Genomic DNA, 26286 nt, shown 5'->3' with positions numbered 1-26286 from the left:
GAATCTAGGGTCGGGGCCAATGCTGGAAGCACCGCTGGAAGGGTTCCAAGGAGCGATCGCCCAGGCGTACCGTCGGCGCAATTGATCACTAATATATTAGACAAGGGGCCTTGCGCCTGACCAGGTGGCCTTGGCCAGGGATTCCTATCATCTCTGTATTGTCGAGCAAGTAGGATAGAGTCAACAGCTGGGCACGACCTGAGCTGACCCAGTTTTGAAATTGCCCCAAAAGAAATCGGCTGATTGGCGCTGGAGTTGGTATAAATTAAACCGACTGCGCCATGGCCAGGCGTTGTCTCACAATTCGGGAGTGTGGCCTTAGCCTAGCCGTTACCCTGACCCCCTATGCCTGTGTCTTTATCCAACCCCACCCTTAGCCCCAACTCACCAGCAGACACTGTGCTGGGCTGGCTGAAGCAGGCCATGGGGTTGCCCACGGCAGAGCTACACATCAAGCTGCGGGGCAACATTCTCCACGTGCTCTGCGAGACGCCGGCGACGCTAGATCAGTCAGCGGTGCTGCTCAAGCTGGTGCGATCGCTGATCGAAGGCGGCGACAACCTGGTGCGCCAGCACTACCCCCAGGTGTATCAGCTCTACGTCTACAGCCGGCTAGAGGGCAACCCCACCCCCGGCTGGACGGCCCCGATCTATCTCAACCGGCTAGAGCGCCACCTGGCCCAGCTGGTGCTCGAAAACCAAGATGAGGCCGACATCAAGGCCACCCAGTCGCTGCTGGAGAAATATAACCAGGGCCAGTCGGTCCGGGGGGCCGAGGGCGGCAGCGGGGCGATCGTGATGTCGAACCTGAGCCTGGCCCGCAAGGGAGACCCCGAGGCGATCGCCTGGTACCTGAGTGAAACCCTCAGCAGCCTCGATGTCGGCGTGTGGGTCAGCATTAAGGCCATCCCCGGCACCGCCCACCTGCACCGGATGGCGATTCCCGTCGGGCTGGCGTCGCGAATCGCCGGCGACGATGGCGAAACCACGGACGACGACCCGGCGGGCACCGATACGACTATCTCGCGGCTGTGGATTCTCTGCGAGGCCACCTATAGCCCTGACCCCTCACTAATTGCCCGCCCCACGGCAGAGCGACTGCGGCAGCTTCAGCTTACCCAGTTTAAAGATGCGGTGCTGCTGCTCCAGGTGCGGGGCGAAACCAAGCCCGACTGGAGCCTGCGCATTGACCTCACCCCACCCGAGGAAATGCTGCGGGAGTGGGGCCGCTGGGGCGATACCGATGCGATCGCCCGACTGCTCTCAGCGGCGGTAGCCAGCTGGCATCTGGGTGTCACCGCCGAGCTGACCAACGGCACCCTGCACCTGATCTGCTCACCCCAGAGCGGCGACCACGACACTCAGCAGGCCGAAGGGCTAGCCGCCCAGGAGGCCGTGCTCGAAGCCCTGACGACTCCCCTCAACGACCTCGCTCCCCAGGGCATTCCCCGGGCGGTCATCTATGGTCAAGCTGGAGCCAACGCCACCCCCGCCTGGGTACATTACCTCGACCTGCCTGCAGCCGAGCACAGCGCCCTAGCCGACACCCCCGAGTACCTGGGCCAGACTGGCGACCTGCCCGCGATCGCCTTCCTGCTCACCCGGCTGCTCAACCCCAGCCTCGACGACCGCCTGGCCACAGGCGGCCAGCGGGTGCAGCTGTTGCGCCGCGACGGGCTGCTGCACGTTATGGTCGACGGCCCGGTGGCCCCCCGCCGCCGCTTGGTGGCCCCGCCCATCAACGACTATTTGCTGGCCCTCAGCCCCATGGGCATCGAGGGAGTGCGGGTTTACGGGCGGCGATCGGGGCAGTCGCAGCCCGCCTGGACCTTCGGCCAAGACTTTTTGGCCCGTCGCCGCCTGGTGCCCGAGGCCACCCCCGAGTTCACCGCCTCCGACTCCTACGTCAACGAGCTGCTGGTGCGGCCCGATGGCCCCGTCACCGCTGCTGAGATCGAAGCCGAGCTAGAGGAAGACGTTGCCCTCAGCCAGTGGGTGCAAGACGTGCTCACCCAGGGACGCCAGCTGCTGCTGCGATCGCAGCTACTGACCAGCGCCACCCCTGACCGGGGCGACGGCGTCGAGAGCCTAAACGACCTGGGCCGCTCCGACGGGTTCAAAATTGCCGTAGTGTGGGCAGCGGTCGGCATCCTCGTCGCTCTTCAGGTGGACTGGCTGCTGGGGCAGATCATGACCCCGCTGAGCCAGCAGGCCAAGGCCGAAGACATCGCTCCTCCCCTAGCCGAACCCCCTGAGCCTAGCGATCCCCTCGCCGAGGACTTGGCCGAGCTTGACTGGCCCGGTTCCCAAAGCAGCGACAACGGCTGGGGCGAGGGTGGCTTTACCAGCGATTCCAACGGCGACACCATCGGGGCACAATCCCTCGACACCAGCCCCAGCCAGCCCATCGTCGCCATCGATGCCCTAGTCGAGCAGGCTTCGTTCTCCAGCTTTAACAGCGACCAGATGAACGAAAAGCTGGCCCTTTACTACCAGCACTTAGAGCAGTCTGGCCCCCCTGACGTGATGATTGTAGGCAGCTCCCGCGCCCTGCGGGGGGTTGACCCGGCGGCCCTGCGTCAAGAGCTAGCCACCATCGGCTACGACAATGTCAGCATCTTCAACTTTGGCATCAACGGGGCCACCGCCCAGGTAGTTGACCTGGTGATTCGCCAGGTGCTAGAGCCCGACCAGCTGCCTCAGCTAATTATCTGGGCCGACGGGGCGCGGGCCTTCAACAGCGGCCGAGTTGATGCCACCTATAACGCCATTGCGGCCTCCCCTGGCTACCTCGAGGTGGCCAGCCGCCGCGCCGAGGCCGTCGAGGCCATTGCCACCCCCGACGACCCTACGGCCTTAGGTGGCTCCGAGACGCCTACCGGGTCGCTGCCCAAGAGCTACGCCGCGATGGATGAGTGGCTTAGCGGTCGGCTGGCCACTGTCTCGGCAGTGTATAGCGATCGCGATCGGCTCAAGGGCTGGTTTCAGCAGCGGCTGATGGTTGCCACCCCCACCCCCACCGGCTCTAGCGAAGAGGGCCTCGACGCTGCCATGCCCGAGGGCAGCACCATCGACTTCGACGGCTTTTTGGCTCTCTCGGTGCGGTTTAATCCAGCCACCTACTACCAAGACTTTGCCCGGGTTTCGGGTCGCTACGACGGCGACTACGATAGCTTTCGCCTAGAGGGCCAGCAGGTGGAAGCCTTTGCCAATCTGCTCAGCTTTACCCAGGAGCAGGACATTCCCATCGTGTTCATCAACACCCCCCTCACCGATGAATACCTCGACGACTACCGGCGAGATGCTGAGGCCGAGTTCTTGCAGCACATGCTCAAGCTCTCCACCACCGAAACCGGGTTTCTCTTTCGCGACTTTGCCCAGCTCTGGCCCGATCGCTACGACTACTTCTCAGACCCCAGCCACCTGAACCGCTACGGCGCTTACCAGGTTTCTAGCCAGCTGGGGCAAGACCCGCTGATTGCCTGGCCCCGCCCCGCCGCTCCCCCTGCTCCCCCCGCCCTGCCATGACCCTGCCCTCCCTGGTCTATGCCCTGTTTTTGCTCAGCGTTGTCGGCGTGTTTTGGACGCTGGAGTCGTTGCAGGCGCGGCTGTGGCTGCTGGTGGTGGCTAGCTTAATCTTCTACGCCTCGATTCAGGTGCAGTATCTGCTGCTGATGGTGGCGGTGCTGATCGTGACGTTTTTTGTCGGCAATGCGATCGCTGCCCCCCTCGACTGGCGCATCCCCAACCCCCGTTGGCAGCTAGCTGAACGGGGCTGGAATCAGCGCCGCACTCGCCTGCTGTGGCTGGGCGTGGGCATCAACGTGGCCCTGCTGCTGGGGTTTAAGTATGCCGAAGGGCTGTTTCGCTGGCTGGGGATCGAGCTGGGCACCGCCCCCAACGACACCCTCACCCGCATCATCATGCCATTGGGGCTGAGCTTTTTTGTCTTTGAGTGCATCGCCTACCTGGTGGATGTGTATCGGGGGTCGCCAGCGGCGCTCAACTTCTCTGACTTTGCTGCCTACAAGCTCTACTTCCCGAAACTCATTTCTGGCCCTATCACTCGGTTTCACCCGTTTATCGACCAGGTCGAGCAGCAAAAGCCGCCGGGCCTCAACACCGCCGTCGAGGGGCTGTGGCTAATCGCCTACGGCGCAATGAAGAAGCTGCTGATTGCCGACCACATTGCCATTTTGGTCAACCTCAGCTTCGACAACCTGGAGCGGGCAGGCAGCGCTGACATTTGGCTGGCCACCTTTGCCTACGGCCTTCAGCTCTACCTCGACTTCAGCGCCTATGTGAACATTGCCCGAGGCAGCGCCTTGTTGATGGGCATTAACCTGCCCCAAAACTTCGACGCCCCCTATTTCACCACCAGCCTGGCTGACTTTTGGCGGCGCTGGCACATCACCTTGGGCGACTGGCTGCGCAACTATCTCTACTTTCCGCTGGGGGGATCGCGGCGGGGGGTGGTGCGCACTTGCATCAACCTGATGGCGGTGATGCTGATCGCAGGGGTCTGGCACGGCAACAACTGGGGCTTTTTGATCTGGGGTGCCATTCACGGGGCGGGGCTGGTGGTGCATCGCCTCACCCAATCGTGGGGCAAAGCGGTGCCCAAACTGAAGGCGTTTTGGGGCACGCTGCCGGGTACGCTGGTGGGCTGGCTGTTGACCCAGGCGCTGGTGTTTGCTACCTGGCTGTTCTTTCGGCTGCCTGAGCCCGATCGCTACACCCTGGCCCTACAGCGGCTCTGGGGCACCCCGTCGGATGCGCAGTTTAGCCAGCTGGTCTACCTAGAATCGCTGGGGTTTACCTTTACGCAACTGCTGCTGCTGCTCTGTGGCGTGGTGGGGCTGATGGCCGGGGCCTACGTGGTCAAGCGGGGACTCAAGCTAGAGCTGAGCTGGCCGGTGAAGCTGCTGCTGGTACCGTTGTTTAGCGTGTTGGCCTGGCTGCTGGCCCCGGCGGAGACGTTGCCGTATATTTATTTCGACTTCTAAGTAGGCTGGGAGTGGGGAGTGAGGGGGTGGGGACTGGGGGCGGAGTTAACGCTACCCGTTGGTGTTGAGTGAGAGCGAAACCGTCCCGCCTAGAGCCTATGGATTTACCTACTGAGCAGCCAATTCTATGTACGTTGCGGTTGGTGCTGCGGCCGTTTGTGCTGGTGGATGTGGCGGCGGTGGTGGCGCTGGCGGGCGATCGCGCCGTTGCTGAATACACCCTCTCGATTCCCCATCCCTACAGCGAAACCGAGGCAGAGGAGTGGATTAACCAACGGCTAGCGGCTTGGACTGAGAAGAAAGCCATTAACTACGCCATTACGCTGCCTGACGGAAATCTCTGCGGTTCGGTGGGGCTGGCCTTGTATCCGGCTTACAACATGGCAGAGCTGGGCTATTGGATAGGGCAGCCTTACTGGGGTCAGGGCTATGCAACCGAAGCCGGGGCTGCTGTTGTGGACTTTGGGTTTAGCACGCTGGGGCTGAACCGCGTTAATGCTATACGTTTTGGCGACAACCTTGCCTCGGGCCGGGTGCTAGAAAAGCTGGGTATGGCGCAGGAGGGCTATCGGCGGCGGCAAACGCCGAAGTGGGGGGTGTATCGCGATGTGGCCCTCTACGGTCTGCTGCGTGAGGACTGGGAAAAAGGTAGGGAGGGTTGACGCCAATGTAGGGGCGCATGGCATGCGCCCTGCGGGGGATCTGGTTTGACGGCCCTAGACTGGGTGGGGCAAACGCCGTTTGCCCCTACGGAGTGGTGGTTGACGAATCAAATGGGGTTGGTGGATTTGCCACTACTTTGTGGCTTCGGCGGGGGCTTTTTTGCGGGGCTGACGATCGAAGCGCTGGCCCAAATCTTCGACTAGGGTGTCGAGGCCGCTGCCGTCGCCGTGGGCTTTGGCGTGGCGGTAGACCTGAAGGGCGGCGGTAAAGGCGTCGCTGCCGACGGCGGCGAGGGTGTCGTCGAGGTCGGCCTGGAGCTGGGCGATCGCCATGGCCAGGGGATAGATGGTCTCAAACAGGTGGACGTCGCGCTGGAGTTCGGCGATGTCGAAGGAGCGGGGCAAAAAGTCGGGGTGCTGGATGGCGACATCGAGGGCTTTTTGCACAAAGGCGCGGCTTTTGTCGCCCATTTTGGGCATGGAGCGTTTGACTTTGGGGGCGACATCGAGGATGAAGGGGAGCTGGTCGCGAATAGTGGCGATCGCGCTCATGATTTCGTCGCGGGCTTGGGGGGAAAGGGTGGCGCTGATGTAGTTGCTGGTCATAAGGTAGGTGCCTCTCAGGATGGTTTTCTCAAGATTCCCAGCCGCAAATACAAGATCTTTATAAGGATTCGATTTTTCTCCCGCGCCTTACCCGTAGTGCGTTGTTACGTGAATGCACTAAGTGCTGTCTATGCCGCATTGGGTGCTATTAGCTGAGCGTAGATGGGCTTCTCTTTGGAGAGTTTGCTAACGCTGAGTACAGAAAAACCTAGGATGTTGCCCTGGTCATCTACCCGTTCCATGATGGCGTCGTGGTCGGTTTCGCGCAGGTAGCCGGGGGCATCTGAGAAGAGTACTTCGAGGAAGTCGGCTTCGGGGTCAAACCAGATTTTTACAGATTGGGCCATAGTTGCTCTCCCTGCTTCAGTTTGATCGACAAGAATTTGCACAGCGAGTTGTTGTTGATCTGGAAACCTTTTCTAGCGTAGGGTGCATTGTCGCTATGCATCAGGGGTTAGCCCGGTGGCGGTGGCCTGGATGCACCGCTGACCTATGGAGGGAAACTCGATATGGGTGACCGGTGCGGTGTGGCCTATGGGGATTGCTCTTGAACCTGGCGCAACAGGTCTTGGGTGAGGGGGTGATCGGAGAGAATGTGGGCTTGCCCGGCGGCAACAACTGCTTGCAGGAGGACGACAAAGTTACCGAGAATAGTTTGCGTATTGGGATGATTTTCTCCTAGCCGTTGATAAACAATTGCTATTGCGGCCAGGTAAAGCGGTTCCGCCTCGCTGTAGCGCCCCTGCGATCGATACAGTACCGCGAGATTGTTCAGGCTGGTTGCCACAGAGGGATGGGCCTAGCCGAGGAGCTGTTTCATCAGTGCCAGGGCCTCTTGATAGAACGGTTCGGCTTCGCTGTAGCGCCCCTGTGATTCGTATAAGGCCGCGAGATTGTTCAGGCTGTGGGCGACATCGGGATGGGCCTCGCCGAGCAGCTGTTTCCTCAGCGCCAGCGCCTCTTGGTGGAGCGGTTCGGCCTCGCTGTAGCGCCCCTGTGATTTGTATAAGACCGCAAGATTGTTCAGGCTAGTGGCCACAGCGGGATGGGCCTCACCGAGCAGCTGTTTCCTCAACGCCAGCGCCTCTTGCAAGGGCGGTTCCGCCTCGCTATAGCGCCCCTGTGATTCGTATAAGGCCGCGAGATTGTTCAGGCTGTGGGCGATATCGGGATGGGCCGAGCCGAGGCGATCGCGCCCGCTATTCAACGCCATCTCCCACCACGGCTCGGCCTGCCGAAAGGCCCCTTGGCTGTAATAAAACATTCCAACTCTAGTAGCAGGGTTGATAAAATCCTCATCGGTCAAAAATCGCTGCCAGGTAGTTGCAGCCTCTTCCACGTGGGGAATGAGTGGCGTTAGTCGCAAGATGTTGTCCTGAGTTTGAGTTTGACCAATTTGGTTAGCAGCTCCTTGCAATAGCTCTGTTGCAACGGCGCAGTGCCGTCTAAGGTGGCAAATCGCACCCGCAAAAATTCTTGAATCAGCGGATGGAGTTGATAGGTTTCTGTGCCAACTCGTTGAAGCAGACTGTTTTGCAGCAGTTTATTGCGCTGCTGTCGCAGAATAGGCGTTGGCACATCACCTAAACAGGTCTGCACCCACTGCCAGTCTATGGGCGTTGCGGCAAAAAGGCTCAGTAGCGTGAGCAGGGTTTGGCTGGCCTCGTTTAGTCTTTGCAGGCTAAGTTCAAAGGCTTCGGCTACCCCTAGCTTTGCCGTCATAGTAGCCGCAGACTCGTCTTTTAGCAGGGCGTAAGCATAGGTACGCATTTCATCCAGCTCTGCCTGCACCTCTAAAATGGTCAAATCTTCATCTAGCTCTAGGTAGCGACTCACCAGTTCCAGCGCTAGGGGCAAGTGACCTAATCGCGCACAAAGGGCTGCTGCCTCGGTCAACTGAGCATTGATGCGGTCTAGTCCCCCAATAGAGCGCATCAAGTCGAGGGCGGCGTCTAGGCTAAGCACATCGATCTCTAGGCTGTTTATGCCTGAGAAGCGCTGCCGCGTGGTCAGCAACACTCGAAATTGCTCTGTATCGGGGGGCAAATAGGGCTGAATGTTGGCAAATTCGGCCACATCGTCGTAAATGACCAGCATGGCTGAGGGCGTCAGGGGCCAATGTGTCCATACGTAGGCTACCTGGTCGGCCAATTCACCCTCGGGGGTTGACATCCCCACGGTTTCTGCAAATCGGACAATCTGGCTGGCAACATCTTGATCTCTGGCTTGCAGCCAGCAGATGCCGCCGGGGTAGGTGCCCTGATCGCGGTGGTGCTGGGCATATTGCAAAGCCAGCTCGGTTTTGCCAATGCCCCCCATGCCGCGCAGGGCGGTGATGGCAATGCGATCTGGTTGATGAAGCTGGGTGTGGAGGTTGTCCAGGTTTGTTTCGCGGCCCACAAAGTTGACTGCACCGCTGCGGGGTAAGTTGCTGGGGTAAGCCTTTAGCGGCGACAGCAACCTGTCTAATTGACCGAGTAGTCTTCTAACTTTATCCAGCCCTCTGCCGGTAGAGCTTTCTGCCCAATTCAGCAAAGCAGCCACGCGATCGCCTTGGGGTGCTACCAGCCCTGGCACAATGCCTGCGGGCGGCTGGAGGGCAAATACCAGCTTTTCAAACTCCTGGGGTGTTAGATTGCTCAGGCTATCAAACAATGCAAATCAATTTTCTGCCGCCATGTTGGTTATTAGCCTTTGCAACCAGCCTGTAGCGTGCCCATCAACCCCACTTTCTCAACTTCAATGGGCACAGGCAAGACTCTTTGCTCAAGAAGGCAAGATTTCGAGAGGTTTACTCCAAGTTTGGAGTAATTTACTCGGAACGTCGAGTGATTTGCTTCAAACGCCAAGCGACTTACTCGGAACGCCGAGTCTTTTTCTCGGAATACCGAGTGATTTGCTCCACATGCCGAGCAATTTACTCGAAGCGCCGAGTCATCTGCTCGAAACGCCGAGTGATTTGCTCGAAAGATCAAGTCTTTTTGTTGAAACAGGCCAAAAGTAGCGGCGATCGTCCCTACCTAGCCGAAAAATCGTCGGGAATATCTTCTATTCGCTCAAGTCCCAGTTCGCGGCTGAGCGCTTTGAGCTGGGCAAGGCTCAACTTCGCTTCGGTCTTGCCCGCAATCCAGCGTTGGTAAGGGCACCGCCCACCATCCAACCCCGCCTCAAACAGCCACCTTGAAAGAGCCGCTTTGCCCAGGCTACAAAGGCACCCCTTCACTACCAGCAAAATCGTTGGGGATTTCATCGACCGATTGAACGTTCAAAACACTCATCAACGCTTTCCACTGCTGGGGCGTTAACTTTGCCTCAGTTGCCCCGGCAATCCATCGTTGATACGTCCGCAGCGGAATCCCACAGTGAACAGCGAATTCAGCTTGGGACAAATTCGTCCGCTGAATCCTAAGTTCTTCAATAGGGGAATCACTTTCCTGGGGACGCCGATCTTTTTTCATTTAACACAGATGACACGCCATATTGACGTATTGATGATTGGCACGTCATAATGGCGTATGTAAGTCGATGGCAGCACCAGCCCTACCTATAGGGACGTTCCTGCTGTCGTGCCCCATTCTACCGTTACCCATCATGTTCTTTTGCCATCTGCGATCGCGGGGGCTAGTTTTTGCTGCCCACGCGATCTGCTAAAAGGCTTTGACCCTAGGTAGTGGGCAGTGCCCACCCTACGCTTCGTTCTGCTGTTGAGGACTTTCTAAATGCTGCAAACTCAATCTTTTTTGCCGCCCTACCTGTGTATGGCGGCACAGACTCCGCTGCATACAATTCCTATAGCTGTGGTGCCGCACCGCCGCCTGCGGCACTACCTAGTCGGCTCCCCCGACGACACCCAGCACGCCATCGATCGCCTGCACCTGCTCGGCTACCTGGAGCGCGTCAGCTGGAGCCATGCGATCGACATTCCCGAAAACGGCCTGATCATTCGCCCCGATGCTGGCGATGTGTTGCGCTACAGCCAACGCGACCGCCCCACCACCTAAGCTAAAACGGCACAGCAGAGTCTAGGGCGATTCGCGAAGCGATCCCAAGGGGAATCGCATCCTTCTTATGAGGATGAACAAATTGCAGCGATTGAGCGTGCAGGTGCAGCCGCTGCCCCGGTTCACTCTGACCATAGAGGCGATCGCCCCAAATCGGCGCATCCAACCCCTGGGGATGGGCCGCATGCACCCGCAACTGGTGAGTGCGCCCCGTCAGCGGGTAAAAGGCGATTCGCGTTAGCGCTCCCTCACGGCCCAGCACCTCAAACTTGGTTTGGCTGGGTTTGCCGTGCTGCCAATTCACCTGTTGCCGGGGCCGCTGCGTCGGGTCGCCCCAGAGCGGCAGGTCAATGATCCCCGATGATCCACCAACATCCCCCACCACGATCGCCTGGTAGGTCTTCTGCACCTGGCGCTGCTCAAACTGCTGGCCGAGCTGGCGGTGAGTTTCGGCATCGAGTGCCAGCACCAGCACCCCAGAGGTGTCTTGGTCGAGCCGATGCACAGGTTGCAGAAACGATCCCTTGGGCAGGGCCAATCGCAGGCGGGTGAGCACGCTGTCTTGGCGATCGCTGTAGCGCCCCGGCACTGACAGCAGCCCCGCCGGTTTATCCACCGCGATCAGCCACGAGTCTTGATATAGAACAGTAATCTCAAACCCTGGTTGAATGCTCCCCGTTTGCGGGGGTTGTAGGGGCGCAGCATGCTGCGCCCCTACGGGGATGTCTGCCATCTGCAAAACCTGGGCCGACAATCCTGACAACAAAAACCCCATAATTGGCTGGCAGCGATCGGTGCAGGCCTCATAAAATTCGCCGGGCTGCTTGTCGCCCTGAGCCGATCCCCACCAAAACTCGGCCATAGCCAGGGGCACCAGGCCATGCTGAGCCGCCGCGTGCAGCAGCTTGGGGGCACAACAGTCGCCGGTACCCGTAGGCAGATTGCCCTGCCCCGCTAAATTCTCAATGGCAAGGGATTCGCCTGCAAAGTTAGTGAGCGTATAGGCAGCGTGCATCTCAGCTTGGAGCTGGCGGGATAGAGCGCGGCGCTGTTGCCTAAGAGCGGCAACTTCGGCGTCGGCAGATTGGACGGTGGCTTCTGGATCGGCGAGGCAATCGCCCCACCGCTGTTTAAACTGTCGTAGCTCAGCCTTATCACCCCGGCTCTCCTGCTCCAAGACCGCTAGAGCGTCCGCAAGTGCATCTCCGGTGAGGGTGCTAACCAAGGTTTGGCGCTGAAGGTCGCGGGTCTGTTTGCGATCGCGGTGCCGCTGGTTGAGTAAGGTGCGATCGCAAGCCTGCTTTTCCTGCAACCGAGCGTAGGTCTTCCGCTCAGGCAACTGCTGCAACACCAGCAGGCGGTCTTTAATCACCTCCAGCGCATTGAGGGTGCGGGCCTCTTGCAGCGTTACCTCATGCCTTCCCGGTATTGGCGGCACCCAGTTGGGCACCCGCGCTTGCCCCTGCCACAGCCCCGAAAACGCCTTAAGTACCCCAATCTCCCCGTCTGGCGATTGCACCACCAGCACCCCAAACATCTTGCCCTCGGTTGCGTGGGCGTCGCCAAGCTGGGCCATGAGTGCCTGGGCGATCACCCGAGCTAGCACCGTGCGGGGCAACCGGTAATGCTGCCCAGAGCGGGGGCAGTAGCCCTGGTAATAGTAGTCAGCCGCCCCTGGGTCAGCCAGCGGCACCTGGCCTAAAAAGGCGTCAAGAGCATGAAAGAGTAGGTCAGGCACGGTCAGAAAAGGTTCCAATACTTCCGACTGCAGGACTTTCGGTTAACACCATGATTTCTGTCTAAGTAAAGATCAAGATCTATCTAAGAGGAGATTGGGGATCAGTTTGGCGCTGATAAAGTAACGGAGCGTGATGCTTCGCTTAGGCATTACCCTCTACCTTCGCCTAACCAAAGATAATTCCCCATGAGATCAGACCTCAAAGTTGGAGCCATTCTCCAAGACAATGGACAGTGCCATTTTACACTTTGGGGGCCTGAGCTAGACTCCGTCGAGCTGCGGCTTCTCTCGCCTAAAAAAGCCTCTTTTCCTATGCAGAAAAGTGAGGAAGGCTATTGGACAATTTGGGTTGATGATGTAGCCGAAGGCACACAGTATCAATACTGCATAAACGAGGCCGATGTGCGGCCCGACCCGGCTTCGTTTTATCAGCCAGAAGGGGTGCATGGCCCCTCAGCGGTGGTCGACCTCACTACTTACAAATGGGGCGACGAGGCCTGGAAAAATATTCCCTGGTCAGACTACGTTATCTACGAACTGCATGTCGGCACCTTTACCGCCGAAGGCACCTTTGACTCAGCGATCGCCCAGCTAGCTGACCTCAAAGCTTTGGGCATCACCGCCGTCGAAATTTTGCCAGTGTCGCAGTTCCCCGGCGAGCGCAACTGGGGCTACGACGGCGTGTTTCCCTACGCCACCCAAAACTCTTACGGTGGCCCCAACGGGCTCAAGCGCCTGGTCGATGCCTGCCACCGCGAAGGGCTGGCAGTAATCCTCGACGTGGTCTACAACCACTTGGGGCCAGAGGGCAACTACACCGGCAGTTACGGTCCCTACACCACCGATAAATACACCACGCCCTGGGGCAATGCGATCAACTTTGACGACACCTGGTCTGACGGGGTGCGGCACTACTGCATTCAAAATGCGCTCTACTGGCTGGGCGAGTTTCACATTGACGGGCTGCGGCTCGATGCCATTCACGCCATCTACGACTTTAGCGCCAAGCACCTGCTGGCCGAGATGGCCGAGGCCGTGGCGGAGCTGTCTGAGCAAGTGGGCAAGCCGCTGTATGTCACCGCTGAAAGCGACCTCAACGACACCCGCGTTATTCGCCCCGCTGAGCAGGGGGGCCATGCCCTGCGCGCCCAGTGGAGCGACGATTTTCACCACGCGCTGCACACGCTAATTACCGGCGAACGCTACGGCTATTACCAAGATTTTGGCACCTGCGAGGCCCTAGCGACGGCAATCCGCGATCGCTTTGTCTATAGCGGCACCTATTCGCCTTTTCGGCATCGACGACACGGCAATTCAGCCACCAATTTGCCCTCCGATCAATTCATTGTTTGTGCCCAAAACCACGACCAAATTGGCAATGCCAAAGGCTGCGATCGCCTTACTAAGCTGGTGCCCTTTGATGCCCTCAAGCTGACGGCAGGGGTGCTGCTGACCTCGCCCTACATTCCCCTGATTTTTATGGGCGAAGAATATGGTGAGGAAGCCCCCTTTAACTATTTCATTGACCACAGTGATCCTGATCTAATTAAGGCCGTTTTCGAAGGGCGCAAGCGCGAATTCAAAGAAGCCCACGGCTTTGGTGAACCCGCCCCCGCCCACGAGGTGGCCACCTACGAAGCGTCAAAATTGAACTGGCATCTGCGCGGCGAAGGCAAGCACAAAACGCTGTTGAACTACTACCAACGCCTGCTGGAGCTGCGGCGACAGCTCCAGCTCAATGCGCCGTCCTATTCTAAGGACATGGAGATTAGCAGCGACGAAGACACCAAGGTGATTGTCTATCGCCGAGCGATCGCCGATGGGCAGCTGATGTGCCTGATGAACTTCAACCAAAACGTCAGCGTCATCGACCTGGCGTCGCCCCAACAGCCCTGGGTGGTGACCTTTGACTCCGCCGCCGCCGAGTGGGCCGGCCCAGGATCATCCCTCCCCGAAAAAATTACTGAGGCCCAGTCCCTAGAACTGCCCCCCCTTGGGTTTACCCTCTATACAACGACGTAAGAATGGTTGTCTCTCTAAACGCCCTGGTATTAACCAGGGCGTTTAGAGAGCTATGGGTTATCCCAACGGCAATTCCAGCCGGACACAGGTTATTTAATCCTTCATCTTTTCTGAGTTCGCTATGCGTATCCCTATCGCGACCTACCGGCTTCAGTTCAACTCAGGGTTTGGGTTTGCTGCGGCCCAAGATATTGTGGAGTATCTCAAAAACCTTGGGGTTTCAGATATCTACGCCTCGCCGATTTTCAAAGCGCGCAAGGGCAGTACCCACGGCTACGATGTGGTTGACCCCACCCAGCTCAACCCCGAGCTGGGGGGCGAAGCGGGGTTTCAGCCGCTGATTGATACGGTGCACCACCACGGTTTGGGCTGGCTGCAAGACATTGTGCCCAACCACATGGCCTACGACGGCCAAAACCCGTACCTCATGAGCATCATGGAGTATGGCCCCGAGTCAGAATATTTCAACTTCTTCGACATTGAGTGGGAAGGGCCAGAGGAACTGGGCGGTCGAGTCTTGGCCCCCATGCTGGGGGATTTTTACGATCGCTGCCTAGAGCGGGGCGAGATTCAGCTCAGCTACGACGAAACTGGGCTGAGCGTTAACTACTACGGTCTGCAGTTTCCGGTACGCATCGAGTCCTACGGGCGGTTTTTGAGCTATCAGTCGGGGCGGCTAGCGCAGCAGCTAGACACCAGCGATCGCACCTTCGTCAAGATCTCGGGCATTCTCTACCTAGTCAAAAATGCGATCGTCGATCTCAAGGGCCGTGAATATCGCGACCAGGCCCAGTTTGCCAAAGGCCTGCTGTGGGATGTCTACCAGGAAAGCGACGCCGTCCGCGAATTCATCGACCAAAACCTGGTGATCTTTAACGGCACCCCCGACCAGCCCAGCAGCTTTGATCTCCTCGACGAACTCCTCTCAGAGCAGTTTTACCGCCTGTCCTTTTGGAAAGTGGGGGCCGAGGAACTCAACTACCGCCGCTTCTTCACCGTCAACGAGCTGATCTGCCTCAAAATCGACAACGAAGAGGTCTTTGAGCAAACCCACGATCTGATTTGCAAGCTGGTCAAAAACGACCAGTTCAACGGCGTCAGAATTGACCACATCGACGGGCTTTACGACCCCACCCGCTATTTAGAGCGGCTGCGCCAGCGCCTAGGCGACACCTACATCGTTATCGAAAAAATCCTTGAAGATGAGGAAACCCTGCCCCCTGAATGGCCGATTGAAGGTACCTCTGGTTACGACTCGCTAATTCAGCTAAACGGCGTTTTTTGCCAGCAAGACAACCAAGACGCCTTTACCCACATTTATCAACAGCTAACCGGCGAAAACACCCCCTACCCAGAGCTAGTGGCCGCCAAAAAGCGGCTGATTGCCGAGACCAACCTAGTCGGCGACATCAACAACCTGGCACGGTTTCTCAAGCGCGTCTGTCAGCAATATCGCTACGGGCGCGACCTCACCCTCTACGGCCTCCGCACCGCCATCGAAGAGGTGCTGATTGCCTTCCCGATCTATTGCACCTACGTCAACCAGGAGAAAATCTCTGAGCGCGACCTGGCCTATGTGCAGGAGGCCATTGAGGCCGCCCGCAAGCGCATTCCCCAACTGATCAACGAGCTAAATCTAATCGAACGATTTCTATCGCTCAACTTTGAAGGCTCGCTGCCCGAGGAAGAAAAGGCCCAGTGGCTGCACTTCGTCATGCGCTTGCAGCAGTTTACCGGCCCGCTGATGGCCAAAGGCCTAGAAGACACCCTGTTCTACGGCTACAACCGCTTTATTAGTTTAAATGAGGTGGGCGGCACGCCAGGGCATTTTGGCCTTTCCATGCGGCAGTTTCACCAGCGGCAGCACCAGCGACAGCAGCAGTGGCCCCACGCCATGAACGCCAGCTCAACCCACGACACCAAGCGCAGCGAAGACGTGCGCGCCCGGCTCAATGTGCTGTCTGAAATGCCCAGTGAATGGGAGACGGCAGTCAACCTCTGGCGCAGCCTCAACGGCAGCCACAAGAGGGTGGTGCGCGACCAGGTGGTGCCCGACGCCAACGACGAATATTTTCTCTACCAAACCCTGGTGGGGGCGTTTCCGTTTGAGGATAGCGAGCTGGCTAGCTTTAGCGATCGCGTTGCCGACTACGTGGTCAAAGCCGTGCGCGAAGCCAAGGTGCACACCGCCTGGCTGCGCCCCGACGCCGATTACGAAGACGGCTATGTGGACTTTGCCCGCGCCATTTTGACCCCCGGCGACAAGAACAATTTTCTGCCAGAGTTTCGCAAGTTTCAGCAGCGCATTGCCGAATACGGCATCTACAACTCGCTTTCCCAGGTGGTGCTCAAGCTGACGCTACCGGGGGTGCCCGATGTTTACCAGGGCCAAGAACTGTGGGATTTTAGCCTGGTTGACCCCGACAATCGCCGCCCCGTCGACTACAACCTGCGCCGTCACTGGCTCCAGGAATTGCAGCAATGGGGCGATCGCTCTGCCCTGCTAAAAAACCTGCTGGAGTATCGCCAAGACGGACGCATTAAGCTGTGGGTCACCCACTGCGGGCTGGCGGTGCGGCAGGCCTACCCCGATCTATTTGAGCAGGGCGACTACCAGCCGCTGTTTGCGCGCGGTGACGCAGAAGAGCACATTTTGGCCTTTGCCCGTCAGTGGGGCGATCAGTGGGTGGTGGCGATCGCCCCCCGCTTCCTCACCAGCCTTGCAGAGCCGGGAGAGTATCCCATTGGCCAAGTATGGGGCGATACCACCCTGGCCCTGCCGGGGAACGCCTCTCAGTGGAAGAACTGGATTACCGGCGATACCTTTACCGCCGCCGAGGATGCCAAGTTGTCGGAGCTGTTGGCCACGTTTCCGCTAGCCATCTTGATAGCTGAGTAGCCCAGCGGCGGCGGTCTCCGCCACGACTCTGCCCCGGCAGCCCCTATTCCTCCCGGGGCTGCTTGGTCTTGACGCTGTTTAACCAAACCCAGGCACTTGCCATGCTCTTGCAGACTTCACCGATTCTCAAATCTCCCACTGTCGCTGCGATTAAAACCTACATTCGAGATCAGTGGCAGGTTTTGACTCGTTCCCACGACCATCTGCTCGATGCCGCCTACGACGAAAAAATTGAGCATGAGAATAAAGATTCCTGGCTGGTCTATATCTCAGGCCAAGAGGATCTTGATCAGGTGGTGAAGCACCTGAAGCAATCGGTGCCGCCAGAAGATATGGAGAAGATTGAGGTTAGAAATCTGCCCCTAGAGTGTGAGCAAATTGAGGGCCACGGCCTGCTCTACTTGCCAGGAGACTACGTGGTACCGGGCGGACGGTTCAACGAACTCTACGGCTGGGATAGCTACTTTATATTGCTCGGCCTGATGCGAGATCAAAAGTATGCCTTAGCCCAGAGCCTGCTCGAGCAACTGCTCTACGAGGTCAAGCACTACGGCACCGTACTCAACGCCAACCGCACCTACTACCTCAACCGATCGCAGCCGCCGCTGCTGTCGCCCATGGTGCTGGCCTGGTACGAGCACTGCCAAGATACCGACTGGCTGCTCAGCACCCTGCCCCAGCTCGAAAGCTACTACTACTACTGGGTGGTGCCGCCCCACCTCAACCAGGCCACCGGGCTATCGCGCTACTTTTCTGTAGTCAGTGGCCCCGCCCCCGAGGTCTTGTACTCAGAGGTTGACGAGCATGGCCGCAGCCACTTTGACCGGGTCAAAGCCTACTACCGCGACCATGACGTCACCGACTACGATGTCTCGCTCTACTACGACCCTGAGGCCGACGAGCTGACCGATCTGTTTTACAAGGGCGATCGCGCCATGCGCGAGTCGGGTCTCGACCCCACCAACCGCTTTGGCCCCTTCAGCGTTGATGTGATTCACTACGCGCCGGTCTGTCTCAACGTGCTGCTGCACCAGATGGAGCAAGATCTGGCTCAGATTCACAATATTTTGGGGCACTCTGCGCTAGCTCAGCAGTGGTGCGATCGCGCCGACCACCGTAGAAACCTAATTGACCGCTACCTGTGGAGCGAAAACACCGGCTTTTACCTCGACTACAACTTTCGAGAACGCTGCCACTGCCGCTACGAATACGCCACCGCCTTCTACCCGCTGTGGAGCGGTGTGGCTTCTCCAGAGCAAGCCCAGCGTTTAGTGGACAATCTGCCTAAATTTGAAGCCGCTGGGGGCTTTAAAACCAGCAATGTTGTCTCCGGCAACCAGTGGGATGCTCCCTTTGGCTGGGCGCCCTTTCAATACTTTGTGGTGAAAGGTCTGCTGCGCTATGGCTACAAAGCCGAGGCCCTGCGTCTGGCCGAAAAGTTTGTTTCCCTGCTAGTCAAAGACTTTGAGCGCTGCGGCGTGCTGCTCGAAAAATACAATATCGAAACCTGCACAGGCGAAGTATCTGACGACATTAAGTTTGGCTACAGCACCAACGAAGTCGGCTTCGGCTGGACCAACGGCGTCTTTTTAGAACTACTGGCCGTTTTGGCACAAGAGTAGCACTGACGTAGTGAAGCCATTCCGGTTACTCACGCAACTAAAGGCTAGAAACTGGGCACTGTATTAAGGCTAAAGTCCTAGGCCTACTAGTCATGATCGCTAAAGAGCTGGATCCTATTGCCCTTAATGCCAGTAAGCAGGTGCAGGCGGGGCACAGGGCAGAAGAACAAATGGCGTTTTACCTGCGCCGAGCATTCGGCGAAGATCCCAAGATCAAGGTACTAAATGGATTGCGGCTAGAGCGCTGGGGAGAGGTGGCCCAAATTGACCACCTGCTGATTAGCACCCACGGCTTTATTCTGATCGAGAGTAAGAGCGTCACCACGCAAATTCGGGTCAATGAGCAGGGGGAGTGGTCGCGCCAGGTAGGGTCAGTTTGGCAAGGCATGCCATCTCCCCTACTGCAAGTTGAGCGCCAGGCAGAGTTGCTCAAGGCTTTGCTGAACGACCACGTTGATCAGTTCTTCCGCAAGGTGCTCACGCTCCAGTTCACCTTTGCCTCAGTTCCCTTTGATGGGCTGGTGGCTATTTCTGACATCGGGGTGATTCAGCGCCCTCCCGGTTTTGCCATTCAACAGGTGCTCAAAGCCGATCAAATCACCAAACGAATTCAGGAAATGCATGCTGCCTATCGTCGGGCTAGCAATTTATTCTCCCTCAACGTAAGGGATGTTGGGGCCGAATTTGGCGACAGGAAAGTAACCAACCTGGCGGAGTTTTTGCTACAACAGCACAGTCCTCAATCCCAGCTGCCCCCTCTAGAGGTTCTTACAGTTCTGCCCAACTCTGTAGAACCACCCTCTATTTCGAGATCTAAGCAGGTTGTTCTTCCTGTCGCCAAACCGCAGCCTGAGCGGCCACCCTTACCCCGACCTCAAGCGGCACCGGCTCCAGTTACCCTCAAGGGCTCTGCCCCGACTACCATCAAACCCCAGACGCGGCCAGATCCTTCACCTCAACCACAGGCAACCCCAGCACAAGCTGTTCCATCATCCGTTGAGGCCGCTTTGGCTCCCGCCTGTCGCGCCTGTGGCAGCAGCCACTTAATCATTGTCTACGGCAAATATGGCTACTATTTCAAGTGCGCCGATTGTGAGGGCAACACACCGATTAAGGTGACCTGTGCCAACGGCGAAAAGGCCAAAATTTCCAAGCGAGGGCGGGAGTTTTATTTAGTGTGCCAAGACACACCAGAACCTCAGCTTTTTTACGTCAATCCCGAAACTTGAATGGGCAAGGCGCATAACCAATACGCAGCGCAATGATACTTGGAATCAGCTACTTAGCACCTAGCGATCGCCACACAGGTGTCTCCCCCCAGAAGGATGGCAAGGTCAGGCCCCCTACCTAAGCTAAAGGCATTGTATGGGAGGCATTATGGGCGTTCGCAAGCGGATATTTATACTGAGTTCTGCGATCGGCGCTGGTATTGTCACTATCGCCATTGGGTTAATTCTTTGGAGCACAGCCCTATCCCCAGCCAGCCAGGCCAAGGCTGTCCAGCCTGAGCCAGCACCCATTCAGCTCGAACAGGCCGCCAACCAAGCAGAGGACCTCTCAGAAGATGTCTACGGCGGGCTTGATACTACTAAGAAGATGATTGGCAAGACTGAACCCCGCAACCAAGCTATCGAGCGTGGCCGAGACGCCGCCAGCCAAAAAATGAAGGAACTGAGCGATCGCGCCCGACAAGCAGAGTCGTCTGGGGAGGATGTGTTATCGGCCACTGACAAGCGAGTGCTTAAGCACATGTCAGAGTGAGTTGGCAAACCCACTGAACCGACATTCCACAGGAGCCTCATCGATTAGAACTTAAATTGATTGAGCGATCGCGAATTCAGCCTATGTTATTCACCATCCGACGCGGCGCTACGGCGCGGCAGGGGTTACCGTAGCAAATTTGCCCCGCCGGCAGCGACTTCAAAACGCTGCTGCGTGCCCCGACTACGCTATTGGCCCCCACCGTCACCCCAGGGGCCACAAAGCAGTCAGTCGCCACCCAAGCGCCGTTCTCAACGGTCACTGGCGCAACTATCAAGCCGAAGCGAGGGTCATGAATGTCGTGACTGCCGGTGCATAGGTAGCTTTTTTGCGAAATGACGCAGTGCTGGCCAAGAGTAATCTGCGCCAGGCTATAGAGCACCACATCATCCCCAATCCAGCTGTGGTCGCCGATGCTCACATTCCAAGGGTAGGTGAACCGAGCGGTGGGGCGAATCACCACGCCCTGTCCAATAGTGGCCCCAAACCGGCGCAGCAGCCAGCGCCTCGGCCCGTGGGAGGCGTGGGGCGTGAGGGGAAACACCACCGCCTGCAACAGCCACCACAGTAGAATCACAACCTTCGATCGCCCCGGTTTGTACCACGACTGGTCGTAGGCATCGAGCCGCACCCAGGAGCGAGAGTCAACGGCGGGCTCTAGAGGGCGATCGCCGCCGCTATCTAAGCTGGAATTAAAATCAGGGGGAACCGTCATACTCAGCCGCTATCAAGAGGTCTTAAGGGGCTGATTCTACCGAAATAACGGATGGCTGAACCGCTGGCTGTAGCGGGGTCGCATTTTTTTTGGGAGTGACATTGAGCTGCCCACCAAACTGTCGCAGCTCGAACAGTTTCACCCCAATCTGGTACTCATACTGGCTCAGCAGTCGCCCATAGATGTAGCCCGCCCGCCCGTCTAAAAAGCCGAGCCGCAGCACATAAAACAGCACAAACCGCAGCAGCGGTTTAAGGGGCAGCCGCACCCAAATTTTCTTGAGAAACCGCTTGCGCTGCACCGCATCGCCAAACAAGTTTGCGCCGATGGTGCCGCCATCGCCCATGCCGGTGAGCAGGTTGTAGTAGACCTGGGCCTCCCAATTCGAGTAGCGGTTGTGGCGGGCTAGCCAGTGATACAGGTCGCGAAAGTCTTCGTGGAGCATGTCGTGCTTCAGGTAGCCGATGGCCCCCTCAATCATCACGTGCTCATGCACTTCGTTATCGCCCGTGTTGGGAATATCGGCAGTTTGCAGATTTTCGTAGCGGCCCTTTTGGTGGCGAAACAGGCGCAGGTTCCAGTCGGGGTATTTACCACCATGGCGAATCCAGGTGCCGAGAAAGAATACTCGGCGGTTCAGGTAGTAACCGTCAAAATCGCTCCGCTGAATGGCGGTAGCAATCTCGTCCCACAGCTCTGGGGTAATGCGCTCGTCACAGTCGACAATGAGCACCCACTCGTGGCTAAAGGGCAAGTTGTCTAAAGCCCAGTTTTTCTTTTTGGGCCAGTGGCCGTTGAAGTCAAACTGCACCACCTTAGCCCCAGCAGCGGTGGCGATCTCGATGCTGCGATCGCTGCTCTGCGAATCTACTACAAAAATCTCCGCCGCCCGCTCCAGGCTAGCCAGACAGGCGGGCAGATTTTGCTCCTCATCCTTAGCCGGAATCAGCACAGAGATGGGGACTTTAGGAGTCGTCTTAACCATGGTGAATTCCATTACACAAGGGAGATACTCAACAAACGCCGGGCGGTGCTTAGGGGCAGACCTTCGCTCTAGGGCGAGACAATAGGTGGCGCAAACCGCTCACCACATAGCCCAACTGCCCGTAGGCGTAAACTAAATTTTCAAACCGCAGCGCTGGATCAGACCAGTAGCGCCCAGCCTTAACCACCCCTCGCAGCAGACCTAAGCTTCGCACTCGTACCCGCTCTAGAGTTAGGGTGTGACTCAGCTGCTCGCGATAGCATTCGCTGATGCCCTGCCACCAGCTGCGGCGCAAAAACCAGCTCCGACGCAGCCGTTCGGGAGCCACGTTGTGAGCCACCTGCGCCTGGGGCACAAACAAGACCTCATGCTCAGCGGCCAGGGCCAGCTGAGTCAGGTGCAGTTCTTCGTTCGAGAGCAGGTTTTTGCCCACTCGACCGAGCTGCGGGTCAAAGCCACCCACAGCCTCTAGAAAGCTTTTTTTGACGCCGTAGTTGAGCCCCCGAGGGGTCTGACCTGGGTTAGTAATGAGTCGCGTCGTTGTCCCTAAATCGTAGGCCCCTAGGCTCTCAGAAAGCGTGGACGACAGCCAGCGAGGCGGGGTCATATTCTGCGGCCATATCAGGCTAACGTAGCCGCCCGCGATCGCCGCATTAGGGTACTGCTCAAAGGCCGCCGCTAGGGCGACTAGCCAGTGGGGAGAGGCCTCAGCATCGTCGTCAAGGTAAGCAAGAATGGTGCCCTGGGCGATCGCCGCACCCCGATTGCGCGCCGCTGACAACCCCAGAGTGCTCTCGTACACGTAGGTTAACTTGGGATCGGGCAAGTAGGTTTCTACCACGGCCCTGGTGTTATCCGTCGAAGCGTTGTCCACCACAATAATTTCGTAGGTAGCATAGGTTTGCGCTAGCAGGCTAGCGATCGCCGCCCCCAAGTAGCGAGCCCGGTTGTGGGTACAAATAATGGCTGAAATCAGGGGCTGAGTCATCACCAACACTATTGCCGTAGGGCTGTTAAACCAATATCTTTCGCCTTGTCCAAACACCAACCCCAAACACCACAATGGGCAGCCTAGAACCGCGCTGATTCTAAACTGCCCATTTCAGTCTATAGACTACCGAAGCTTCCCGTCTGTGATGCGACGGACATCGCTAAAAGGCTACTGGCGGTAGTTAGGGTGAGGTTGGTAATAGACCTTCGTTCCTTGGTCCGCCACATAGTGGCAGGCCCAAAACGATCGGGCAAAGCTTTTCCACACCGGTTCCTCAGAGCGACGGTAATAATCGCCCAAAATTGGCTTAATGGCCTCTGTTGCCGTCTTCAGGTGATAGTGGGGAATGCCCAAGAAAACGTGGTGAGCCACATGGGTGCCAATATTGTGGTGAATGGGGTTGATAAACCCATAGTCACGATCAATGGTCGACAGCGCTCCCTTGAGAAAGTACCACTCGTCCCCTCGATACCAGGGAATATCGGGCTCGGTGTGGTGCAAAAACGTCACCAGATCAAGCCACACGATAAACACCAAGTAGGGAGCTATGTAGTAGGTCGCCAAAAACAATAGCCCCTGGGTCAACCCTACCCAGGCCAAAAACACGATCATGGCCGACCAACAGAGAGTGCTCACCAGCACATCACGCCGCTCCGAGGGACGAAACAGCGGACTGTTGGGCATGAAGTGAGAGCCGCTACGCCCCGACGACCGAAAGAATAGATAGAACGGATAGGCAAACAACGCTCCGTAGAAACGCACCATCTTTTGCGCTTTGGGCATCGCTTGATAGGTTGACTCATCTATTGGATACCAGCTTTCGTCAGTGTCGATGTTGCCGGTGTTGGCGTGATGGGTGCGGTGGCTAATGCGCCAGCCGTGGTAAGGCACCAGAATGGGCGTGTGGGACAGGTGACCGACCAGGTTGTTGAGCCACTTGTAGCGAGAAAACGAGCCGTGGCCACAGTCGTGGCCGACCACAAAAAGAGCCCAGAACATGGTGCCCTGAGCGAGCCAAAATACTGGGAAAAACAGCCAAGAGTTGACCGCGTGGGCAATGGCGTATAGCGCTGCAATAATGCCTAGATCTAGGAAGAAATAGGCCAGCGACTTAAGCACGGAAGGCTGAAAACAATGAGCCGGAATCGCCGCTTTGAGATCTTGAAGGGTAAAGTCTAGCTCCTGGGCTGAGCGAACGTAGGCCGAAAATTCTGCGTCTGTAGCTCCTGGAGGAACACGATCTACTTGCACGAAAGTACCAATTTAACCATAGAGACGAACGCCCAGCTGCTTCCAAAAAAAATGAGCGGGCGTTACACAGCTTAACTTTTCGCGGCATAAAATTCTATGCCGCGGTGGAGGAGCACAGTCAGTAATTTAAAGCAATCTTTTTGCTCAGTCGGAGAAGAAAGGGTAAGACGGGGGCTCTGAGCGTGTCTCTTAGGACAACAGATGGGCTTTGTCCAACACGATCGCGAAGCGAGTGCTGTGCTTAGGGTTTCTATAAAGGGCGATCGCCGCTCTTAACCCGGCAGCAGTCCTTATCGAGAACTCAGCATGGGTGCTCCTCTACCCACACCGACACCGACCCACCATTGCAGCGAAACTCAGCCCAGCCGTCGCCATTAGTAGTGATAGTTTGGGAAACATGCCCAGTCAGGTCGTAGAACGTCGTGTTGGGCTTATCCACCTCCATCCATTTGATGCCCTCTGACCCGTTGCTCAGCAGCACCGCCATGGCATGGGGGTGACCCTCAGAGCCAAGGCGGGTCCAGCCCACCACATTGGGATGGTCAAAATAGTCATACTGGGGGCCGTAAGCAAAGTGCTTGCGGCCGATCAGCAGCCGGTCCAAAATCTCCCGATGGGAGTCCATCCAGATTTCGTACTCGTTGCCGTCGCGGCCCTTATCTACATAGTGGGCGCCGTAATAGTCGCAGTAGAAAATACAGGGATAGCCTTCGCTTCGCAGCAAAATCATGGCGTAGGCTAGGGGCTTGAACCAGGCCTCTACCACAGACTCCAGGGCTTGCAGGGGCTGAGTGTCGTGATTTTCAACCAGGGTGACAGCCAGCAGCGGCATCTCTTTAACCACGGTGTTGTCAAAGATGGTGCGCAGGTCATAGTTGTTGCCGGACCTACTGGCCTTATAAAAGTTGTGGTGTAGCGGCGCGTCAAATAGGTCGAGCTGCCCGCCAGAGTTGCCGGCATACCAGCTCAGCGCTCCCAGGTCATAGGTCCAATATTCGCCCACGCAAAATAGCTCGCGCTGGGCATAATTTTCCAGGTGGGCCAGCCAATCCACAAAGAAGTCACCACAGATGTGTTTGATAGCGTCTATGCGAAACCCGTCTACCCCAACGTGGTCCAGCATCCACTCGCCCCAGTACTTCAACTCGCCGCTCACCTCAGGGTGATCAATATCCAGATCACAGCCCATCAGGTAGTCAAAGCTGCCGAGCTCCCAACTCACCTTGTCTTCAAAAGACTTGCCCTCAATCAGCCATACGGCTTTGTAGTTGGGTTCATAGCTGTTGTAGTCAACGCCGTCAAAGTGGTACCAATGCCACTTCATGCTCGAGTATTTCTCGCCCCGCCCAGGAAAGGTAAACCCTGTCCACGATTTAATCTTGCGCATATCTCCCAGGGAACAGTGGCGATTACCCGGATCCATCGGAATCGCGTTAAATTCCTCTTCACTATCGGCCGCCATTTTGTGGTTGAACACCACATCGGCGTAGATGTTAATCCCTAAATCGCGACAGGCTTTGACCGCCGCCACATACTCATCCTTAGTGCCGTACTTCGTCCGCACTGTGCCCTGTTGGTCAAATTCCCCTAAGTCAAACAGGTCGTAGACTCCATAGCCGACATCGCAACCCCCGCCAATGCCTTTGTAAGCAGGCGGCAGCCATAGAGCAGTAATGCCAGCACTGGCAAGGGCCTCGGCCTCCTCCTTGACCCGGTTCCAGTGGCCACCGTCGGCGGCAGTATACCAGTGAAAGTACTGCATCATGGTGCCGTTAACCTCACTCTGCTTGCGCCGACTCCGCAATGCGTCGGCGTTAGCCTCCAGCCATTCCTGTAGAGACGCTTTAGCGGTTGCCGACCCTTCAGGAGTAGTGGGTTTAGAGCCAATCGCCTTAAACGTATCCTTGAGCTGCTGAAAGGGATTAGACATAGCGACCCCAGAGGCGTAGTTTTCCACCAGAATAGGAGCAAATCTTAAGAGTTTGGTAAAAGTTAGGGCTCCACTTCGGAAAACTCCCGTTTCCCTA

At 57.5% G+C, this 26286-nt stretch carries 23 protein-coding genes; 10 read left to right on the top strand and 13 right to left on the bottom strand.

All coding sequences use genetic code 11. The features are described from left to right. The first annotated feature begins 345 nt into the window (after nucleotides 1–345). The 3 genes from H6F57_RS21155 to H6F57_RS21145 all read left to right on the top strand — a co-directional run bounded on the left by H6F57_RS21155 (nucleotide 346) and on the right by H6F57_RS21145 (nucleotide 5668). Nucleotides 346–3528 carry a DUF1574 domain-containing protein gene (locus H6F57_RS21155; protein ID WP_190628316.1) on the top strand — a complete coding sequence of 1061 codons (3183 nt, stop codon included), beginning with the start codon at nucleotides 346–348 and terminating at the stop codon, nucleotides 3526–3528. Further along, nucleotides 3525–5006 carry an MBOAT family protein gene (locus tag H6F57_RS21150; protein WP_190628314.1) on the top strand — a complete coding sequence of 494 codons (1482 nt, stop codon included), beginning with the start codon at nucleotides 3525–3527 and terminating at the stop codon, nucleotides 5004–5006. The genes H6F57_RS21155 and H6F57_RS21150 overlap by 4 nt, the downstream gene beginning before the upstream one ends. A 98-nt stretch (nucleotides 5007–5104) precedes the next feature. Beyond that, nucleotides 5105–5668 carry a GNAT family protein gene (locus H6F57_RS21145; RefSeq protein ID WP_190628312.1) on the top strand — a complete coding sequence of 188 codons (564 nt, stop codon included), beginning with the start codon at nucleotides 5105–5107 and terminating at the stop codon, nucleotides 5666–5668. A gap of 132 nt (nucleotides 5669–5800) precedes the next feature. Here the strand turns inward: H6F57_RS21145 and H6F57_RS21140 are convergent, their stop codons facing one another. The 5 genes from H6F57_RS21140 to H6F57_RS21125 form a co-directional block, all read right to left on the bottom strand. Beyond that, entirely contained in the window at nucleotides 5801–6274 is a 474-nt protein-coding gene (locus H6F57_RS21140; protein WP_190628310.1) for a hypothetical protein, read from the bottom strand. A 128-nt stretch (nucleotides 6275–6402) separates the two neighbouring features. Continuing rightward, nucleotides 6403–6621, bottom strand: a complete 219-nt coding sequence (locus H6F57_RS21135; RefSeq protein ID WP_190628307.1) for a DUF2283 domain-containing protein — start codon at nucleotides 6619–6621, stop codon at nucleotides 6403–6405. A gap of 185 nt (nucleotides 6622–6806) precedes the next feature. Then, nucleotides 6807–7061 (bottom strand): tetratricopeptide repeat protein, encoded by a 255-nt coding sequence (locus tag H6F57_RS27200; protein WP_199294853.1) that lies wholly within the window; start codon nucleotides 7059–7061, stop codon nucleotides 6807–6809. A gap of 12 nt (nucleotides 7062–7073) precedes the next feature. Then, entirely contained in the window at nucleotides 7074–7640 is a 567-nt protein-coding gene (locus tag H6F57_RS27195; RefSeq protein WP_199294851.1) for a tetratricopeptide repeat protein, read from the bottom strand. Then, on the bottom strand, nucleotides 7631–8929 hold the full coding sequence (locus H6F57_RS21125) for an NB-ARC domain-containing protein (protein ID WP_190628306.1): 1299 nt from the start codon (nucleotides 8927–8929) through the stop codon (nucleotides 7631–7633). The genes H6F57_RS27195 and H6F57_RS21125 overlap by 10 nt, the downstream gene beginning before the upstream one ends. A gap of 22 nt (nucleotides 8930–8951) precedes the next feature. Between H6F57_RS21125 and H6F57_RS21120 the strand changes: the two genes are divergently transcribed. Beyond that, nucleotides 8952–9278, top strand: coding sequence for a hypothetical protein (locus H6F57_RS21120; protein WP_190795042.1), 327 nt, complete (start codon nucleotides 8952–8954; stop codon nucleotides 9276–9278). A gap of 12 nt (nucleotides 9279–9290) precedes the next feature. On the opposite strand, the gene H6F57_RS21115 is transcribed toward H6F57_RS21120, so the two are convergent. Further along, nucleotides 9291–9524 carry a hypothetical protein gene (locus H6F57_RS21115; protein WP_190628384.1) on the bottom strand — a complete coding sequence of 78 codons (234 nt, stop codon included), beginning with the start codon at nucleotides 9522–9524 and terminating at the stop codon, nucleotides 9291–9293. Continuing rightward, complete coding sequence (locus tag H6F57_RS21110; RefSeq protein ID WP_190628304.1) at nucleotides 9478–9732, bottom strand: helix-turn-helix transcriptional regulator; 255 nt, start codon at nucleotides 9730–9732, stop codon at nucleotides 9478–9480. The genes H6F57_RS21115 and H6F57_RS21110 overlap by 47 nt, the downstream gene beginning before the upstream one ends. Before the next feature lie 261 nt (nucleotides 9733–9993). On the opposite strand from H6F57_RS21110, the gene H6F57_RS21105 reads away from it, so the two are divergent. Then, nucleotides 9994–10275, top strand: a complete 282-nt coding sequence (locus tag H6F57_RS21105; protein WP_190628302.1) for a hypothetical protein — start codon at nucleotides 9994–9996, stop codon at nucleotides 10273–10275. A 1-nt stretch (nucleotide 10276) separates the two neighbouring features. Here the strand turns inward: H6F57_RS21105 and H6F57_RS21100 are convergent, their stop codons facing one another. Then, a complete protein-coding gene (locus tag H6F57_RS21100; protein WP_206754732.1) occupies nucleotides 10277–12013 on the bottom strand; it encodes an RluA family pseudouridine synthase in 1737 nt (578 codons plus the stop codon). 186 nt (nucleotides 12014–12199) lie between these two features. Between H6F57_RS21100 and treZ the strand changes: the two genes are divergently transcribed. The 5 genes from treZ to H6F57_RS21075 all read left to right on the top strand — a co-directional run bounded on the left by treZ (nucleotide 12200) and on the right by H6F57_RS21075 (nucleotide 20317). Beyond that, a complete protein-coding gene (gene treZ / locus H6F57_RS21095) occupies nucleotides 12200–14035 on the top strand; it encodes a malto-oligosyltrehalose trehalohydrolase (protein WP_190628299.1) in 1836 nt (611 codons plus the stop codon). A 121-nt stretch (nucleotides 14036–14156) separates the two neighbouring features. Continuing rightward, nucleotides 14157–16934, top strand: a complete 2778-nt coding sequence (gene treY, locus H6F57_RS21090; RefSeq protein ID WP_190628297.1) for a malto-oligosyltrehalose synthase — start codon at nucleotides 14157–14159, stop codon at nucleotides 16932–16934. A gap of 101 nt (nucleotides 16935–17035) precedes the next feature. Next, entirely contained in the window at nucleotides 17036–18556 is a 1521-nt protein-coding gene (locus tag H6F57_RS21085; RefSeq protein ID WP_190628295.1) for a trehalase family glycosidase, read from the top strand. A gap of 92 nt (nucleotides 18557–18648) precedes the next feature. After that, a complete protein-coding gene (locus tag H6F57_RS21080; protein ID WP_190628293.1) occupies nucleotides 18649–19785 on the top strand; it encodes a nuclease-related domain-containing protein in 1137 nt (378 codons plus the stop codon). A gap of 148 nt (nucleotides 19786–19933) precedes the next feature. Continuing rightward, nucleotides 19934–20317: a hypothetical protein gene (locus H6F57_RS21075; protein WP_190628291.1), complete on the top strand. Its 384-nt coding sequence runs from the start codon at nucleotides 19934–19936 to the stop codon at nucleotides 20315–20317. A gap of 76 nt (nucleotides 20318–20393) precedes the next feature. Here H6F57_RS21075 and hpsU read toward each other — a convergent pair whose 3' ends face one another. The 5 genes from hpsU to H6F57_RS21050 form a co-directional block, all read right to left on the bottom strand. Continuing rightward, on the bottom strand, nucleotides 20394–21032 hold the full coding sequence (gene hpsU / locus H6F57_RS21070) for a hormogonium polysaccharide biosynthesis acetyltransferase HpsU (protein WP_190628289.1): 639 nt from the start codon (nucleotides 21030–21032) through the stop codon (nucleotides 20394–20396). Nucleotides 21033–21054: 22 nt separating this feature from the next. Then, nucleotides 21055–22017 carry a glycosyltransferase family 2 protein gene (locus tag H6F57_RS21065; RefSeq protein WP_190628286.1) on the bottom strand — a complete coding sequence of 321 codons (963 nt, stop codon included), beginning with the start codon at nucleotides 22015–22017 and terminating at the stop codon, nucleotides 21055–21057. Between the two features lie 49 nt (nucleotides 22018–22066). Next, the gene (locus H6F57_RS21060) at nucleotides 22067–23005 is read right to left on the bottom strand and encodes a glycosyltransferase family 2 protein (RefSeq protein ID WP_190628284.1); all 939 of its coding nucleotides are present in this window, start codon (nucleotides 23003–23005) and stop codon (nucleotides 22067–22069) included. A 171-nt stretch (nucleotides 23006–23176) separates the two neighbouring features. Continuing rightward, complete coding sequence (locus H6F57_RS21055; RefSeq protein ID WP_190628282.1) at nucleotides 23177–24259, bottom strand: fatty acid desaturase; 1083 nt, start codon at nucleotides 24257–24259, stop codon at nucleotides 23177–23179. Between the two features lie 301 nt (nucleotides 24260–24560). Then, entirely contained in the window at nucleotides 24561–26189 is a 1629-nt protein-coding gene (locus H6F57_RS21050; RefSeq protein ID WP_190628279.1) for an alpha-amylase, read from the bottom strand. Nucleotides 26190–26286: the final 97 nt, after the last annotated feature.

This window comes from Leptolyngbya sp. FACHB-60, assembly GCF_014695775.1.
Classification (GTDB): domain Bacteria; phylum Cyanobacteriota; class Cyanobacteriia; order Phormidesmidales; family Phormidesmidaceae; genus Nodosilinea.
Note: the sequence above shows the minus strand (reverse complement) of the source record. Positions and strands in the feature narration are given on the sequence as shown.